Source organism: Sporosarcina sp. FSL K6-3457, from assembly GCF_038007285.1.
Taxonomy (GTDB): domain Bacteria; phylum Bacillota; class Bacilli; order Bacillales_A; family Planococcaceae; genus Sporosarcina.
This window is the reverse complement of the sequence record NZ_JBBOWX010000001.1, coordinates 2,746,507-2,760,581: the sequence shown is the minus strand read 5'-3', so window position 1 is coordinate 2,760,581 and position 14,075 is coordinate 2,746,507. Positions and strand designations below refer to the sequence as shown.

The window sequence follows — 14,075 nt, the reverse complement described above, 5'->3', positions numbered from 1 at the left end:
AAGAAATAGGGGAGAATCAAATGATGATTCTCCTGGGGAAATAGTTACTGCTTATTTTTTTCTCTTTGTGCTAATAAAAACGTGATAGCAAATGCAACGACAAATGTAATGCCCATGCCAATAATATAAGGAAGAATCGATGAAGCTTTAATCGAAATAATGCCTGGCAAGCCGGCAGCACCTAGTGCGATTGCTTTTACTTTGTAAAGGGTCCCAAAGGCAGAACCTACAGCTGCTCCAATGATTGCCCCGATAAATGGATATCTTAATCGTAAGTTGACACCGAACATGGCGGGTTCTGTAATCCCTAAGAGTGCAGAAATTCCTGCCGCCGATGCTGTTCCTTTTAATTTTTTATCTTTCGTTATGAAGAATACCGCTAATGTGGCAGCACCTTGCGCGATGTTTGACATCGTTGCAATGACAAAGATAAAAGAGCCACCTGTTTTTGCGATATCCGCTAATAACTGTGTTTCCACCGCGATGAAACTATGATGCATGCCTGTAATGACAATCGGTGCATACAGTAATCCGAATACAGCACCGCCAAGAAAACCAGTCGTGTCATAGAGGAGAACAATCCCATTTGTCAGTAAATCGCCGGCGGCACGCGTGAAGGGGCCAACAGCTGTAAACGTTAAAACGCCTGTTATAAAGATGGCGAATAACGGTGTTAATAGATTGTCCAGCGCAGTCGGAATCACTTTGCGACAGGCATTTTCAATCTTCGCTAAAATAAATGAAGAAACTAACACAGGGAGCACGGTCCCTTGATAACCTACTTTTTCTATCGTAAAGCCAAAAATATTCCATACAGGTACATCATTCGCTAATATAGCCGCTCCATAACCGTAGCCGTTGAGCAAGTCAGGGTGGACCATAATCATGCCGAGTGCTGCTCCAAGATAAGGATTTCCTCCAAATCGCTTGGTCGCCGAAAATCCAATTAAAATGGGTAGGAAAACAAAGGCGGCATTGGCAAATGTATTAATTAATGCTGCTAAGTCAGCCATTCCGGGATTCGCTTCTACCAGAGACTGCCCTTTAATGAATAAGTCCTGCGCCGTTAGTAGATTATTAATCCCCATGAGTAAACCGCCTGCAACAATCGCTGGAATAATAGGGACAAAAATGTCGGATAGCATTTTAACAAATCGTTGTAGCACATTCATTTTCTTAGTACTAGCTTGTTTGACATCTGCTGTAGACATGTCCCCAAGCTCCGTTAATTTAGCAAACTCTTTATACACTTCATTGACAGTTCCAGGCCCAATGATGACTTGATACTGACCTCCAGTGGAAAAAGTTCCTTTGACAACATCCATTTCATCTAATGTTGCCTGATCCACTTGTTCTTCGTCCTGTAACACTAAACGTAACCGTGTGGCGCAGTGTGCAGCAGCGGTTATATTTTCTTTTCCACCTAATGCAACGACAAGTTCTTGTGCGATTTTTTTATAATCCATTCGAATCCTCCTCTTATTATCAGTCATTTGGAACCGGTTCCAAAAGTAGTTAAAAAATTTTGGAACCGGTTTTTATTCATTGGAAATAAATATGGAACCGGTTCCGTTTCATTTTAAGTTATGAGTAGGATAATTGTCAACACTTTCTTTTTCAATTAACTGATAATCTGAGAAGGTGAGCCTGTCAACCTGTTCACTGTTGACTAATTGGATGATTCGCCCAGCTGCTTGTTGTCCTGCTCCTTTATAATCATAATGGATTGTTGTTAAACTGGGGTGTATAATGGCTGCGACCTCATAACCGCCAAATCCTGTGATGGACAAGTCATGCGGCACATGTAACCCTTTTAGATGGGCGGCCTTCACTGTGCCCATTGCAATATTATCTGTTGCACAGACGATAATAGAAGGAGCAAATTCATCGATGATGATGGATGCTTGCGCAATGGCTTCGGTCATATCAAAGCTTGTGAGGTAATGGTTGACCTCGCACTGTTTGTTTTCCGAGAAGGCTTGTGTAAGACCTTGTTTACGTCTGACACCGACAGCAATATCTTGTTCTGTGACACCTAAAATCGCAATTTTTCGATGTCCCTTTGCTAAAATATAGTTGCCGAGCTCATAAGCAGCCTCATAATCTTGATGAATTAAGCTATGAACGTCAGGATGCTCCTGTCCAACTAATAAAACTGGGATGTCAATTTTGTTAAAAGCCTGTAAGTGGCTGTCCGTAACTTGAGCAGCTAAAAGAATGATTCCTGCAACTTTTTGTTTTGCTAACGTATAGATATTTTCAATCTCACGTGTTAGGTTTTGACTAGAATTAGAAATTAGCATTTGATAATTATGTTTCCTTAGTTGCTCATCAATCCCGATTAAAGTACGTGACGTAGCATAGGAATCAAGACGTGGCACAATCACGCCTATAATATTTGTTTTCTTTGCTTTTAGACTTTGTGCAAATGCATTCGGTGTATAGTCTGTATCACGAATAATCTGTTCAATTTTTAGTCCTGTTTCTTGGCTAACTGAGCCACCATTTAGGTAACGGGAAACGGTACTTTTAGCAACTCCTGCTAGTTGAGCAATATCAGCAATCGTTGTTGTCATCGTCACACCTCCCATTCGTTTCTATGAGTACTAGTATACACGACAATGGACTAAAAATAACGATCCAGTTGCTCAGGATAATGGGGAAAAATATCTTTTCACGAGGAAATGAAACGTAGTGACTCGTTCAAGCGTCTCTTACTAGAAGGGGAGAATAATGTTTTACTTTAGATTTTGCCCAGAGTACAGTAAAATAAGTGTAGGTTTGGAAGAAAGGAAGTTTCGATGTGAAAAATGTTTGGAAGATAGCCATTATCGGTTTGCTTACAGTCGTTTTATCAGCATGTGGCAATGCGGCAGCGCAAGGGAATTTAACGGCTCAAGAAGTGTTCGAAAAAGCGAAGGATGCATCAGCTAAATTAGAGAGCGTCCGAAGTACGATTTCTTTTGAAGATTTTTGGCGGACAACTGCACCAGAGGATAGAAAGACGATGAAATATGATTTTATATCAGATGCCACTTTACATCCAGTTGCATTCAAACAGCAGTTAATTGTTAAACCTAGCGGTGAACAAGCATGGGAAGCGAATGTATATAAAACGAATGACCGTATTTTTGTGAAGGAAGGTACGGAAAAAGAGTTGGACGAGCTATCTTCAGGTGCACTGTCAGAGTTGTTTGGTGCTATGATGGATCATGTTAATCCAACAGTAAACTTATCGTTCTTCGATACCTTTGCGGATGAGTTTGAGTTGGAGCCGATTGATTACGGCTATAATTTAAGGCTATCCTTGTCGAGAGAGCAATATCATGAATTTCAAAAGCTCGTGTTCGGGGTAGATGACATTAGCGGGGAATATGCTTTTATTAATAAATTTGATATTGTCATTGGCATTGATATTAGCACATTTTATACAACGGATTTCAAAATGACGATGGATACAACGACGTATTCAACAACAGAAGTTAACGGCAATGCACATCGTGTCAAACAGACGATTACGGCTATTTACAGCAAATATGATCATGTAGAGCCTATCAAGTTCCCAGCAAACGTGTTGGAGGTAGCAGCTCAATAATAAAAGGCGAGAACCTCCTGCTATCCTAGGAGGTTCTTGCCTATTTTTTCTTGCGAAACTCCTTCAACTTCTCATAAATGGCAGCCAATTTCTTCTCTTCACCTGCACCAACAGGTTTGTAAAACTCGGTGCCTACCAGTTTGTCAGGTAAGTATTGTTGGTTGACCCAACCGCCGAACGAGCCGAGTGGGGTGTCGTGCGGATATTTGTAGCCGACGTGTCCAAGTTCCGCAGCCCCAGCGTAATGAGCATCTCGTAAATGGAGAGGAATGTCTCCCGTTTTTCCTTCATTGATGGCCATCACGGCGGCATCGAATGCTTTGTACGCTGAATTCGATTTCGATGCCAGACACATTTCAATGACGGCGTTAGCAAGTGGAATACGAGCTTCAGGCATACCTAGTCGTACTGCGGCTTCTGTCGCTGCGAGGACATGTGGGCCTACTTCAGGTGAGGCTAGCCCGACATCCTCGTACGCCATCACAAGTAATCTTCTGGATACGGCTACTAAATCACCAATCTCCAACAGATTAGCTAGGTAATACATGGCAGCATTCACGTCGCTGCCGCGCACAGATTTTTGCAATGCAGATAATAGATTATAAAAATGTGAACCTTTTTTATCGCCAAATAAACCAATTCGCCCAAGCAAGTTTTCAATCAGCCAATTCTCGACGACGGTTTTTCCGTCTGTTTCATCACTTGCAGAAATGACTGATTCCAGTACGGTTAACGCTTTGCGTGCATCTCCATTCACACCTTCAGCAATTAACACAATTTGGTCATCTGTAATGTCAATCGCCATCTTGCCAAGTCCACGCTCCTCATCTGCCAAAGCAGTATGAAGAACCTCTAACAAATCCTCCGGCTCTAACCTTGATAACTGCCGAATTTCACCACATCTCGAACGAATTGCCGGATTGACGTCGTGGTAAGGATTTTCTGTTGTTGCCCCGATTAACACAATTGCTCCGCTTTCGACATGCGGCAACAAGGTATCTTGCTGCAATTTATTGAAGCGATGAATTTCATCAAGAAATAATAGTACTTTCCCCGTAATTCGTGACTCTGCCACAACGCTTTCCACGTCTTTTTTACCAGAGACTGTTGCGTTGAGGGCGATGAAGGGCAGATCGCTAGTACCGGCGATTGCATGTGCCAGCGATGTTTTACCGATTCCTGGTTCTCCATACAACAGCATAGAAGGGACGTGCCCGTTTTTAATCATCCGGTAAAGGGCGGTCTTTTCTCCGATTATATCCTTCTGTCCTGCAATCTCATCAATATTTCTAGGGCGCATTCGATACGCCAATGGTTCATTATGCACATAATCACTCCTCGTACATCCGTTCCACTAGTATACACATTAGATGCATGGAAGTCATTTCAAGCTAGCTGGCAATCATTTATGCTATAATATTTTGAAGTTATCGTAAGAAAAGGACGGGGTTAAAAGATGAAGATTTCTACAAAGGGACGCTATGGATTGACAATTGTTGTGGAGCTTGGCCGTAAGTATGGGGAAGGGCCGGTACCACTGCGGAAAATTGCCGAGGAACAGGAGTTATCTGAAGCCTATCTAGAGCAGCTTATTCCTCCACTGCGCAACAGCGGCATCGTGAAAAGTGTTCGTGGCGCATACGGCGGTTATATGCTTGCTAAGTTGCCGACGGAAATTACTGCCGGCGATGTAATCCGTATACTTGAAGGGCCGATTCAGCTTGTTGAAGGGTTGGAGGAAACGGATATCCCACAACAGGAGCTTTGGCATCGAATTGGGGATGCAGTGCGCGGTGTGCTCGATACGACAACGATTCAAGATTTAATGGATTCTGGCCGAACGGCTGAACGTGATAGTTATATGTTCTACATTTAAAGGAGTTACTTAAATATGACAACAATATACTTAGACCATGCGGCGACGACACCAGTCCATCCAGCTGTCAGCGCAACGCATTATAAACTGCAACAAACTATTTTCGGCAATTCTTCTAGCATTCATAGCAATGGTAGAGAAGCAAGAAAATGGTTAGATGACGCAAGAAAAACGTTGGCGCAGTCTATTCAGGCAGAACCGACAGAAATTATTTTCACATCAGGTGGCACGGAAGCAGATAATAACGCTGTTTTTGGCACAGCATTAGCGATGAAAGATAAGGGAAACCACATCATCACGACGACAATCGAACATCATGCTGTCTTAAATCCATGTAAACAGCTGGAATTGCTTGGCTACGACGTTACGTATTTAGAAGTGGATGACAATGCACAAATTAGTGTAGAGCAAGTGAAAGCTGCATTGACGGATCAAACGATTTTGGTATCCATTATGTATGGCAATAATGAGGTGGGCACCATTCAACCGATTCGTGAAATTGGTGAATTATTAAAAGACCATCAAGCAAAATTCCATACAGATGCTGTTCAAGCGTATGGGCTTATTCCGCTAGATGTGGATGAGCTCGGTGTCGATTTGTTATCCGTTTCAGCCCATAAATTGAACGGCCCTAAAGGAATTGGCTTCCTTTATCAGCGAAAAGGGACAGATACAGCACCCTTACTTTTTGGGGGGGAACAGGAGCGAAAAAGGCGTGCGGGCACGGAAAACATCCCGGCAATCGTCGCTTTTTCAGAGGCAGTAACTATTGCGGAGCAGGAGATGGACCAAAGTACGGATAATTATAAGAAATACGCTGACATTTTAAAGACTGTATTAGATGAACAAGGTGTTTCTTACGAAGTGAATGTCGACAGCCATGTAGAAAAACTTCCGCATGTCTTTAATATTAGCTTCCCAGGTACAGATATCGAATCGCTACTCGTCAATCTCGATATTGCAGGCATTGCTGTATCGAGTGGCTCGGCATGTACCGCAGGGTCACTCGATCCGTCGCATGTTCTGACTGCGATGTTCGGAGCAGGCTCACCGAAGCTACGAAATTCGGTACGCTTCAGCTTTGGTATTGGTTTAGATGAAGACAGCGTGAAAAAAGCAGCGGAAATTACAGCGGAAATTGTTCAACGACTTGTGAAATGAATATAAAAAGGATGAAAAACATATGAGAACAGCAAAAGCACCTGCGGATACACGCGTCGTTGTCGGCATGTCAGGCGGCGTCGACTCATCCGTTGCAGCACTACTATTAAAAGAGCAAGGCTATGATGTCATCGGTATCTTTATGAAAAATTGGGATGACACAGACGAATTTGGCGTTTGTACGGCAACCGAGGATTATGAAGATGTCATCAGTGTGTGCAATGAAATAGGTATCCCGTACTACGCAGTTAATTTCGAAAAGCAATATTGGGATAAAGTATTTACCTATTTCCTTGAAGAATATAAAGCAGGACGGACACCAAACCCGGACGTCATGTGTAACAAAGAAATTAAATTTAAAGCATTTCTTGAACATGCGATGAGCCTGGGTGCAGATTATTTGGCAACGGGCCACTATGCGCAGGTCGTTGAAGTAGAAGGCGGCGTATCTATGCTACGCGGTAAAGATGAAAATAAAGATCAAACGTATTTCCTTAACCAATTGTCGCAAGAGCAATTGCAAAAAGTTATGTTCCCAATCGGGCATATGGATAAAAGTTTGGTGCGTGAAAAAGCAGTTGAAGCAGGACTTACGACTGCAACGAAAAAAGATTCTACGGGTATTTGTTTTATTGGTGAACGTAACTTCAAGGAATTCCTCGGTCAGTATTTGCCAGCTCAGCCCGGTGATATGAAGACGATGGATGGCGAGGTGGTCGGCCGTCATGATGGACTAATGTATTATACAATCGGTCAGCGTCATGGTTTAGGGATTGGCGGGGCAGGTGACCCGTGGTTTGTGTTTGGCAAAGACCTGGCAACGAATGTGTTGCTTGTCGGCCAAAACTTCCATAACGAAGCTTTATTTTCAGATAGCTTGACGGCGATTGACGTTGGATTTTCAACGGTGCGGGAGCTACCAACTACATTCAACTGCACGGCGAAATTCCGTTACCGTCAGCCTGATACGAACGTGACAGTTGAACTAACTGGCGATGGAACAGCCAATGTTACATTTGCACAGCCTGTTCGTGCGATTACACCAGGCCAAGCAGTTGTCTTCTATGACGGCGACGAGTGTCTCGGTGGCGGAACAATCGATACAGTTATTAAAAATGGACAACAATTGGAATACGTTGGGTAAGGGGAAGTTGACATGAATTACAATGAAATTGGCATTACTGCCCTACAAGATGGAGCATATGAAAAAGCAGTTGAATCGTTTGTTAAAGCGATTGAACAGGACCCAGAAAATGCGGTTGGTTACATCAACTTAGGAAATGTGTTTGCCTCACTTGGAGATGCAGAGAAAGCAGAGCCGTTTTTTCAAAAAGCCATTACATTCGATGCGGAAGCGGGCACAGCTTTTTATGGTCTCGCCAATCTTTATTACAATAAAGAGCGTTACGAGGAAGCGGCTAAATTATACGAAACGGCAGTTCGTCATGGCGTAGAAGAAGCAGACGCTTATTTCATGCTCGGTAAAAGTTTGGAGCGTTCGGGTAATGAAAAATTGGCATTGCCTTACTTGCAGCGGGCAGCTGAATTGGCGCCTGATGATTTGGAAATTCGCTTATCTTATGGCATTGTATTGGCAAATATGGAGCTGTTTACAGAAGCGGGAGCTGAATTCCGTTTTATTATCGAACAGGATGCTGAAAATGCCGATGCCCATTATAATTTAGGGTTCCTATATGCTGTATCGACAGAACAGAAGGCTGATGCACTGGCACATCTCGAAAAGGCATTTACCATTGATCCTGAGCATGTGCAAGCGCGTTATATTTACGACATGATTCAACTAGGTGAAAACGAAAAGTAAAGGGGTGCGGTGATGGAAGGGCAAATCGAAGCAACAAAAGTAGATGAGATTTTTTTAATTGGACGACCGGTTGTAACGATCTTCCATAACCCTGATAACCTTTTTACCATTGTCAAATTGAAGGTGCGTGACACGAACAGTGGCTATGAAGATAAGGAAATCATCGTCAAAGGGAGCTTTCCACAGCTAACACCTGATGAGGATTATAAATTTACGGGCAGGCTTGTCAACCATCCAACGTACGGTGCGCAGTTTGATGTGCAGACGTTTGCGAAAGAAATGCCAGCGACGGAAACGGGACTGATTCATTATTTGTCAGGTGATTTATTTCCCGGTATTGGGATGAAAACAGCTCAAACGATTGTCAAAAAACTTGGCAAAGACGTCATTAAGAAAATTTTAGATGACCCATCTGTTTTAGATGGCGTTCCGAGATTATCAGATGACAAAAAAGAGACACTAGTCTCTGTCCTCGCACAAAATATGGGCCTTGAGCGGACGATTATCCAGTTGAATGAATGGGGATTCGGTCCGCAAATCGCCATGCGTATTTATCAAACGTATCGAGAAGAAGCGATTTCACAGTTGACTGAAAATCCGTATCGGTTGATTGAAGAGGTGGAAGGTGTCGGCTTCCAGCGGGCGGACGAAGTGGGGAAGAATCTTGGCATCACGGGGAACCATCCTGCCAGGATAAAGGCCGCAATCCTCCATTCGATGAATCAAGCGGTGCAATCAGCGGGACATGTTTTCTTAGAAGCGGAAGCCGTTTTACCGGAGGTTAAACGTCTCCTTGAAATGAGTCAGCCTGTTGATATTCCTTTTGACGCTATTTCCCAGGCAATTATTGAACTTGTCGAGGAAGGAAAGCTAGCAGCAGAAGGGCGTAGGCTGTACATACCGTCTTTATATTTTTCTGAAATTGGTATTGCGACGAAGATTGAGCGCATAATGCAAAATGATACAACGGATCAGTTCCCTGTGTCTGAAATAAGAAAAGCGGTTGGGGAAGTAGAAGAACGGCTTGGTGTCAATTATGCGGAAACACAGGTAGCTGCGATTGAAACGGCACTTCATTCTTCCGCAATGATCTTAACAGGTGGTCCCGGAACAGGGAAAACGACTGTTATTCGTGGTCTCGTCGAGGTCTATGCCGAACTGCATGGCTTGTCACTTGATCCAAAGGAATACGCGAAAAAGCAAGAGCCGTTTCCGATTGTTTTAGCGGCACCCACAGGACGTGCGGCCAAACGAATGTCTGAATCGACGGGATTGCCAGCGATGACAATTCACCGTTTACTTGGATTTAATGGATTGGAAAAGGAAGAAGAGACGGAGCGGGAAGTGAAGGGGCGTTTAATTATTATCGATGAAATGTCGATGGTGGATACCTGGCTCGCTCATCAGCTACTGAAAGCACTGGCTGATGACGTGCAATTATTATTCGTAGGCGACCAAGATCAGTTACCGCCAGTCGGACCCGGTCAAGTGCTGAGGGATATGTTGGAGTCCAACAAAGTGCCCGTCGTTGAACTCACTGAAATTTATCGTCAAAGTGCGGGCTCGACGATTATTGAAATGGCTCATATGATCAAACGCTCCGAATGGTCCACAGATATTACGCAAAAAACATCCGATCGTTCATTTATTAAAGCAGGTGCTGACCGCATTCTCGAAGTTGTTGAGCAAGTTGTCAAAAATGCCATTGCCAAAGGGCATCACATCAAAGATATTCAAGTGCTTGCGCCAATGTATAAGGGGCCGGCTGGTATTGATGGCTTAAACAAAATGATTCAAGAAATGGTTAATCCACCGGGACCCCAGCGCAAGGAAGTCGTTTTTGGCGAAGCTATTTACCGTATTGGTGATAAAGTGCTCCAGCTTGTCAATCAACCCGAAAGTAATGTTTTCAATGGGGATATGGGGGAAGTCATCTCCATCATCAAAGCGAAAGAGACAATCGACAAAAAAGAATTACTCGTCGTTTCGTATGATGGCATTGAAGTGACGTATGAGCGTAATGATTTGAACCAAATTACATTGGCGTATTGTTGCTCCATTCATAAGTCGCAAGGGAGCGAATTTCCGATTGTCATTATGCCAGTCGTTCGGAGTCAACGTAAAATGTTGCGGCGTAATTTACTGTACACAGGGATTACCCGTGCGAAGAATTTCTTGATTTTATGCGGAGAGCCGGAGGAGTTTCGGGCGGGCATTAACCGAACGGATGAATTAGAGAGACAGACAACATTAAAAGAGCGCTTGAATGGCGACGTTGTTGTGCCTGAAAGTGAAGAAGCTGTTGAACAACAGTCTGAAGCAAGGCCGCCAGAAGAGGATGCACAAACGCCAGTTTATGAGCTGACAATGGCTACGTTTATCGCAATTGATCCGATGATTGGCATGAAAGGTATTACGCCCTACGACTATCTTGAAACTTCTGATTGACAATCATCTTGAACTTTTCTATAATCAAGCCATTCATCTTCACTTAGTGGGAGTTCAAACTCCCACTAAGTGAAGATAAAGCCTCCGGCGGATGTCACGGATTTTGAAGGGAGTTAATCGATAAAGCCCGATTCAAAATCTGGACGCAATTACGCCAAGGCGTAATTGATCATACGAAATACGTTGACGGAGAAAGTACACATAGCTACTCGTTCAGAAAGAAGCCCCTTGGCTGGAAGGGCTTTCGAGGGTGCATGTCGAAAAGCTACTCCCGAGTGCAGCTCATCCCTGCCGTCCGCCGCGTTAAGGCAACCAGAGATACCGAATGCAAGTTGTTCGGTAATTAGGGTGGTACCGCGAGACTAACATCTTCGTCCCTTGTTTAGGGGCGGGGATTTTTTTATGTTTACGCGCCCGCAGGATGCGGGTGTGCGGCTATTGCGACAGGAAGTCGCGCACTTAAGCCGCCTTCCATGCATCTTTTCAAATCATAAGGAGGAATTTTCATGAAAAACCTAACAACGTCACAAATTCGTACGCTATTCCTAGAATACTTCAAAGAACACGGACACAGTATCGAACCATCCGCACCACTAGTTCCAATCGACGATGCGTCCCTTCTATGGATTAACAGCGGTGTCGCAACGCTAAAAAAATATTTTGATGGGCGTGTTGTACCAGAAAATCCGCGTATCGTTAATGCACAAAAATCTATCCGTACGAATGATATTGAAAACGTTGGGAAAACAGCGCGTCACCATACATTCTTTGAAATGCTTGGTAACTTCTCGATCGGAGATTACTTCAAAGAACAAGCTATCCTCCATGCGTGGGAATTTCTCACGGATGACAAATGGATTGGCTTTGATCCGGAGCTACTGTCTATTACGATTCACCCAGAAGACGAAGAGGCTTATGCGATTTGGCGTGATAAAGTAGGCATTCCAGAACACCGAATCATCCGACTAGAAGGGAACTTCTGGGATATCGGAGAAGGGCCAAGTGGTCCCAACTCTGAAATTTTCTATGACCGCGGACCAACATACGGCGATGATTTTTCTGACCCTGAATTGTATCCAGGCGGGGAAAATGAAAGATATCTTGAAATCTGGAACTTGGTATTCTCGGAATTCAACCATAATCCAGACAACACATACACTCCGTTACCGAAAAAGAATATTGATACAGGTATGGGACTTGAGCGCATGGCATCCGTCATTCAAAACGTTCCGACGAACTTCGATATCGATATTTTCCAGCCGATTATCCAGGCGACAGAACAAGTTTCTGGTGAGAAGTATGGTGTCAATGACGAGAAAGATACAGCTTTCAAAGTCATTGCAGACCATATTCGTACAGTGGCTTTTGCCATTGGAGATGGAGCATTACCATCCAATGAAGGACGTGGCTACGTGCTAAGAAGGTTGTTACGCAGAGCTGTACGTTTTGCAAAACAATTAGGTATCCACAAACCGTTCATGTATGATCTTGTCCCAGTTGTTGGGGAAGTTATGAAAGACTTCTATCCAGAAGTAGATGATAAGCAGGCTTTCATCATGAAAGTCATTAAAAATGAAGAAGAACGCTTCCACGAAACGTTGAATGAAGGATTGGCAATTTTGACAGGTGTCATCGACAAGGCGAAATCATCGGGTACAGCTGTTATTGCAGGAGCGGATGCATTCCGTTTGTACGACACATATGGCTTCCCGTTTGAACTAACGGAAGAATTCGCAGAAGAAGCGAATGTTACGGTCGATCGTGCTGGCTTCGATGCCGAAATGGATAATCAGCGTCAGCGTGCACGTGCAGCTCGTCAAGATGTCGATTCTATGCATGTTCAGTCGGGGGTACTCGGAGATATTTATGACGCTAGTGAATTTATCGGCTATGATAAGCTACAATGTGAAGCAACAATCGTTTCTTTATTGCAACAAGGTGCTTTGATAGATCGTGCATCAGAGGGTGATGAAATTCAGTTCATCTTAAATTGTACGCCGTTTTATGCGGAAAGTGGCGGACAAGTAGCAGACAAAGGAACGATTAGCGGCGATACATTCGTTGCGGACGTCAAGGATGTGCAAAAAGCACCAAATGGCCAAAACTTGCATTCAGCTATTATCCGTTCAGGTGAATTGCTAGCAGGTGCGACAGTCCAAGCAGAAGTGAATGCAGAAGCAAGGAAATTGACGATCCGAAATCATACTGCAACGCATCTCCTTCACAAAGCTTTAAAAGAAGTATTGGGTGAGCACGTCAATCAGGCAGGTTCCTATGTAGGTCCAGATCGCCTGCGTTTCGACTTTTCGCATTTCGGTCAAGTAACGAAAGAAGAATTGGAAACAATTGAACAGATTGTCAACGAGAAAATTTGGCAAGATATTGCAGTGGATATTGCGCAAAAACCAATCGCTGAAGCGAAAGAGATGGGCGCAATGGCGCTCTTTGGTGAAAAATACGGGGATGTTGTCCGCGTTGTGTCCGTCGGTGATTACTCGTTGGAACTTTGCGGAGGCTGTCATGTCGAATCAACGTCCGTCATCGGTTTATTCAAACTGGTATCAGAAGGTGGAATTGGGGCAGGTACACGCCGTATCGAAGCATTGACAGGGCAACAGGCCTACCGAGCATTCAAAGAAGAGGAAGCAACGCTTGTCAGTGCTGCAAGTCTGTTGAAATCAAATCCAAAAGACCTTGTCACGAAAATTGGTACTGTCTTAACGGACATGAAAGAGCTCCAGCGTGACAATGAATCACTTGCTGCTAAACTAGGGAACAGCCAGCTTGCAGACGTACTAGCGGCAGCGCAGCAAATCGGCGACGTATCAGTCATCGCTACGCGTGTTGACGTGAAGGATAATAATGGATTGCGTCAAATGATGGATGAAATGAAGCAGAAGCAATCGAAGGCTGTTATCGTCCTTGGTGCAGCTGTCGATGGGAAAGTAATGCTTGTTGCGGGTGTGACGGATGATTTGAAGTCAGGGAACTATCATGCAGGTCAAATCGTCAATCATGTTGCGACACAATGTGATGGTAAAGGCGGAGGCCGACCAGATATGGCGATGGCTGGAGCCAAAGACGCATCAAAACTTGATGAAGCATTACAATCCGTGTATGATTATGTAAAATCCATCTAATTTGTTTTAGCGTAATTGATGGCACAATCATAA

At 43.9% G+C, this 14,075-nt stretch carries 10 protein-coding genes and 1 other annotated feature; of the genes, 7 read left to right on the top strand and 3 right to left on the bottom strand.

Annotation, left to right across the window (positions count from 1 at the left end):
• Positions 1-44: 44 nt before the first annotated feature.
• Positions 45-1,466 carry a sucrose-specific PTS transporter subunit IIBC gene (locus N1I80_RS13685; protein ID WP_340738424.1) on the bottom strand — a complete coding sequence of 474 codons (1,422 nt, stop codon included), beginning with the start codon at positions 1,464-1,466 and terminating at the stop codon, positions 45-47.
• A gap of 108 nt (positions 1,467-1,574) precedes the next feature.
• Positions 1,575-2,576: a LacI family DNA-binding transcriptional regulator gene (locus tag N1I80_RS13680; RefSeq protein WP_340738423.1), complete on the bottom strand. Its 1,002-nt coding sequence runs from the start codon at positions 2,574-2,576 to the stop codon at positions 1,575-1,577.
• Between the two features lie 227 nt (positions 2,577-2,803).
• Between N1I80_RS13680 and N1I80_RS13675 the strand changes: the two genes are divergently transcribed.
• The gene (locus tag N1I80_RS13675; RefSeq protein ID WP_340738422.1) at positions 2,804-3,595 is read left to right on the top strand and encodes a DUF6612 family protein; all 792 of its coding nucleotides are present in this window, start codon (positions 2,804-2,806) and stop codon (positions 3,593-3,595) included.
• A 40-nt stretch (positions 3,596-3,635) separates the two neighbouring features.
• Here N1I80_RS13675 and N1I80_RS13670 read toward each other — a convergent pair whose 3' ends face one another.
• Positions 3,636-4,922 (bottom strand): replication-associated recombination protein A, encoded by a 1,287-nt coding sequence (locus tag N1I80_RS13670; RefSeq protein ID WP_340738421.1) that lies wholly within the window; start codon positions 4,920-4,922, stop codon positions 3,636-3,638.
• 129 nt (positions 4,923-5,051) lie between these two features.
• Between N1I80_RS13670 and cymR the strand changes: the two genes are divergently transcribed.
• The 6 genes from cymR to alaS all read left to right on the top strand — a co-directional run bounded on the left by cymR (position 5,052) and on the right by alaS (position 14,042).
• Positions 5,052-5,471 (top strand): cysteine metabolism transcriptional regulator CymR, encoded by a 420-nt coding sequence (gene cymR / locus N1I80_RS13665; protein ID WP_340738420.1) that lies wholly within the window; start codon positions 5,052-5,054, stop codon positions 5,469-5,471.
• 15 nt (positions 5,472-5,486) lie between these two features.
• Positions 5,487-6,632 (top strand): cysteine desulfurase family protein, encoded by a 1,146-nt coding sequence (locus N1I80_RS13660; protein ID WP_340738419.1) that lies wholly within the window; start codon positions 5,487-5,489, stop codon positions 6,630-6,632.
• A 22-nt stretch (positions 6,633-6,654) separates the two neighbouring features.
• On the top strand, positions 6,655-7,776 hold the full coding sequence (gene mnmA, locus N1I80_RS13655) for a tRNA 2-thiouridine(34) synthase MnmA (RefSeq protein ID WP_340738418.1): 1,122 nt from the start codon (positions 6,655-6,657) through the stop codon (positions 7,774-7,776).
• Between the two features lie 12 nt (positions 7,777-7,788).
• Entirely contained in the window at positions 7,789-8,454 is a 666-nt protein-coding gene (locus N1I80_RS13650; protein WP_340738417.1) for a tetratricopeptide repeat protein, read from the top strand.
• Between the two features lie 12 nt (positions 8,455-8,466).
• The gene (gene recD2 / locus N1I80_RS13645; protein WP_340738416.1) at positions 8,467-10,902 is read left to right on the top strand and encodes an SF1B family DNA helicase RecD2; all 2,436 of its coding nucleotides are present in this window, start codon (positions 8,467-8,469) and stop codon (positions 10,900-10,902) included.
• Positions 10,903-11,076: 174 nt separating this feature from the next.
• Positions 11,077-11,284, top strand: a binding site (T-box leader).
• A gap of 124 nt (positions 11,285-11,408) precedes the next feature.
• Positions 11,409-14,042, top strand: coding sequence for an alanine--tRNA ligase (gene alaS / locus N1I80_RS13640; RefSeq protein WP_340738415.1), 2,634 nt, complete (start codon positions 11,409-11,411; stop codon positions 14,040-14,042).
• Positions 14,043-14,075 lie beyond the last annotated feature (33 nt).

What these genes read in the sequence shown, in the direction of transcription:
- N1I80_RS13685 (WP_340738424.1), bottom strand. Translation starts at nt 1,466, where the DNA reads ATGGATTATAAAAAAATCGCACAAGAACTTGTCGTTGCATTAGGTGGA.
- N1I80_RS13680 (WP_340738423.1), bottom strand. Translation starts at nt 2,576, where the DNA reads ATGACAACAACGATTGCTGATATTGCTCAACTAGCAGGAGTTGCTAAA.
- cymR (WP_340738420.1), top strand. Translation starts at nt 5,052, where the DNA reads ATGAAGATTTCTACAAAGGGACGCTATGGATTGACAATTGTTGTGGAG.
- N1I80_RS13660 (WP_340738419.1), top strand. Translation starts at nt 5,487, where the DNA reads ATGACAACAATATACTTAGACCATGCGGCGACGACACCAGTCCATCCA.
- mnmA (WP_340738418.1), top strand. Translation starts at nt 6,655, where the DNA reads ATGAGAACAGCAAAAGCACCTGCGGATACACGCGTCGTTGTCGGCATG.
- N1I80_RS13650 (WP_340738417.1), top strand. Translation starts at nt 7,789, where the DNA reads ATGAATTACAATGAAATTGGCATTACTGCCCTACAAGATGGAGCATAT.
- recD2 (WP_340738416.1), top strand. Translation starts at nt 8,467, where the DNA reads ATGGAAGGGCAAATCGAAGCAACAAAAGTAGATGAGATTTTTTTAATT.
- alaS (WP_340738415.1), top strand. Translation starts at nt 11,409, where the DNA reads ATGAAAAACCTAACAACGTCACAAATTCGTACGCTATTCCTAGAATAC.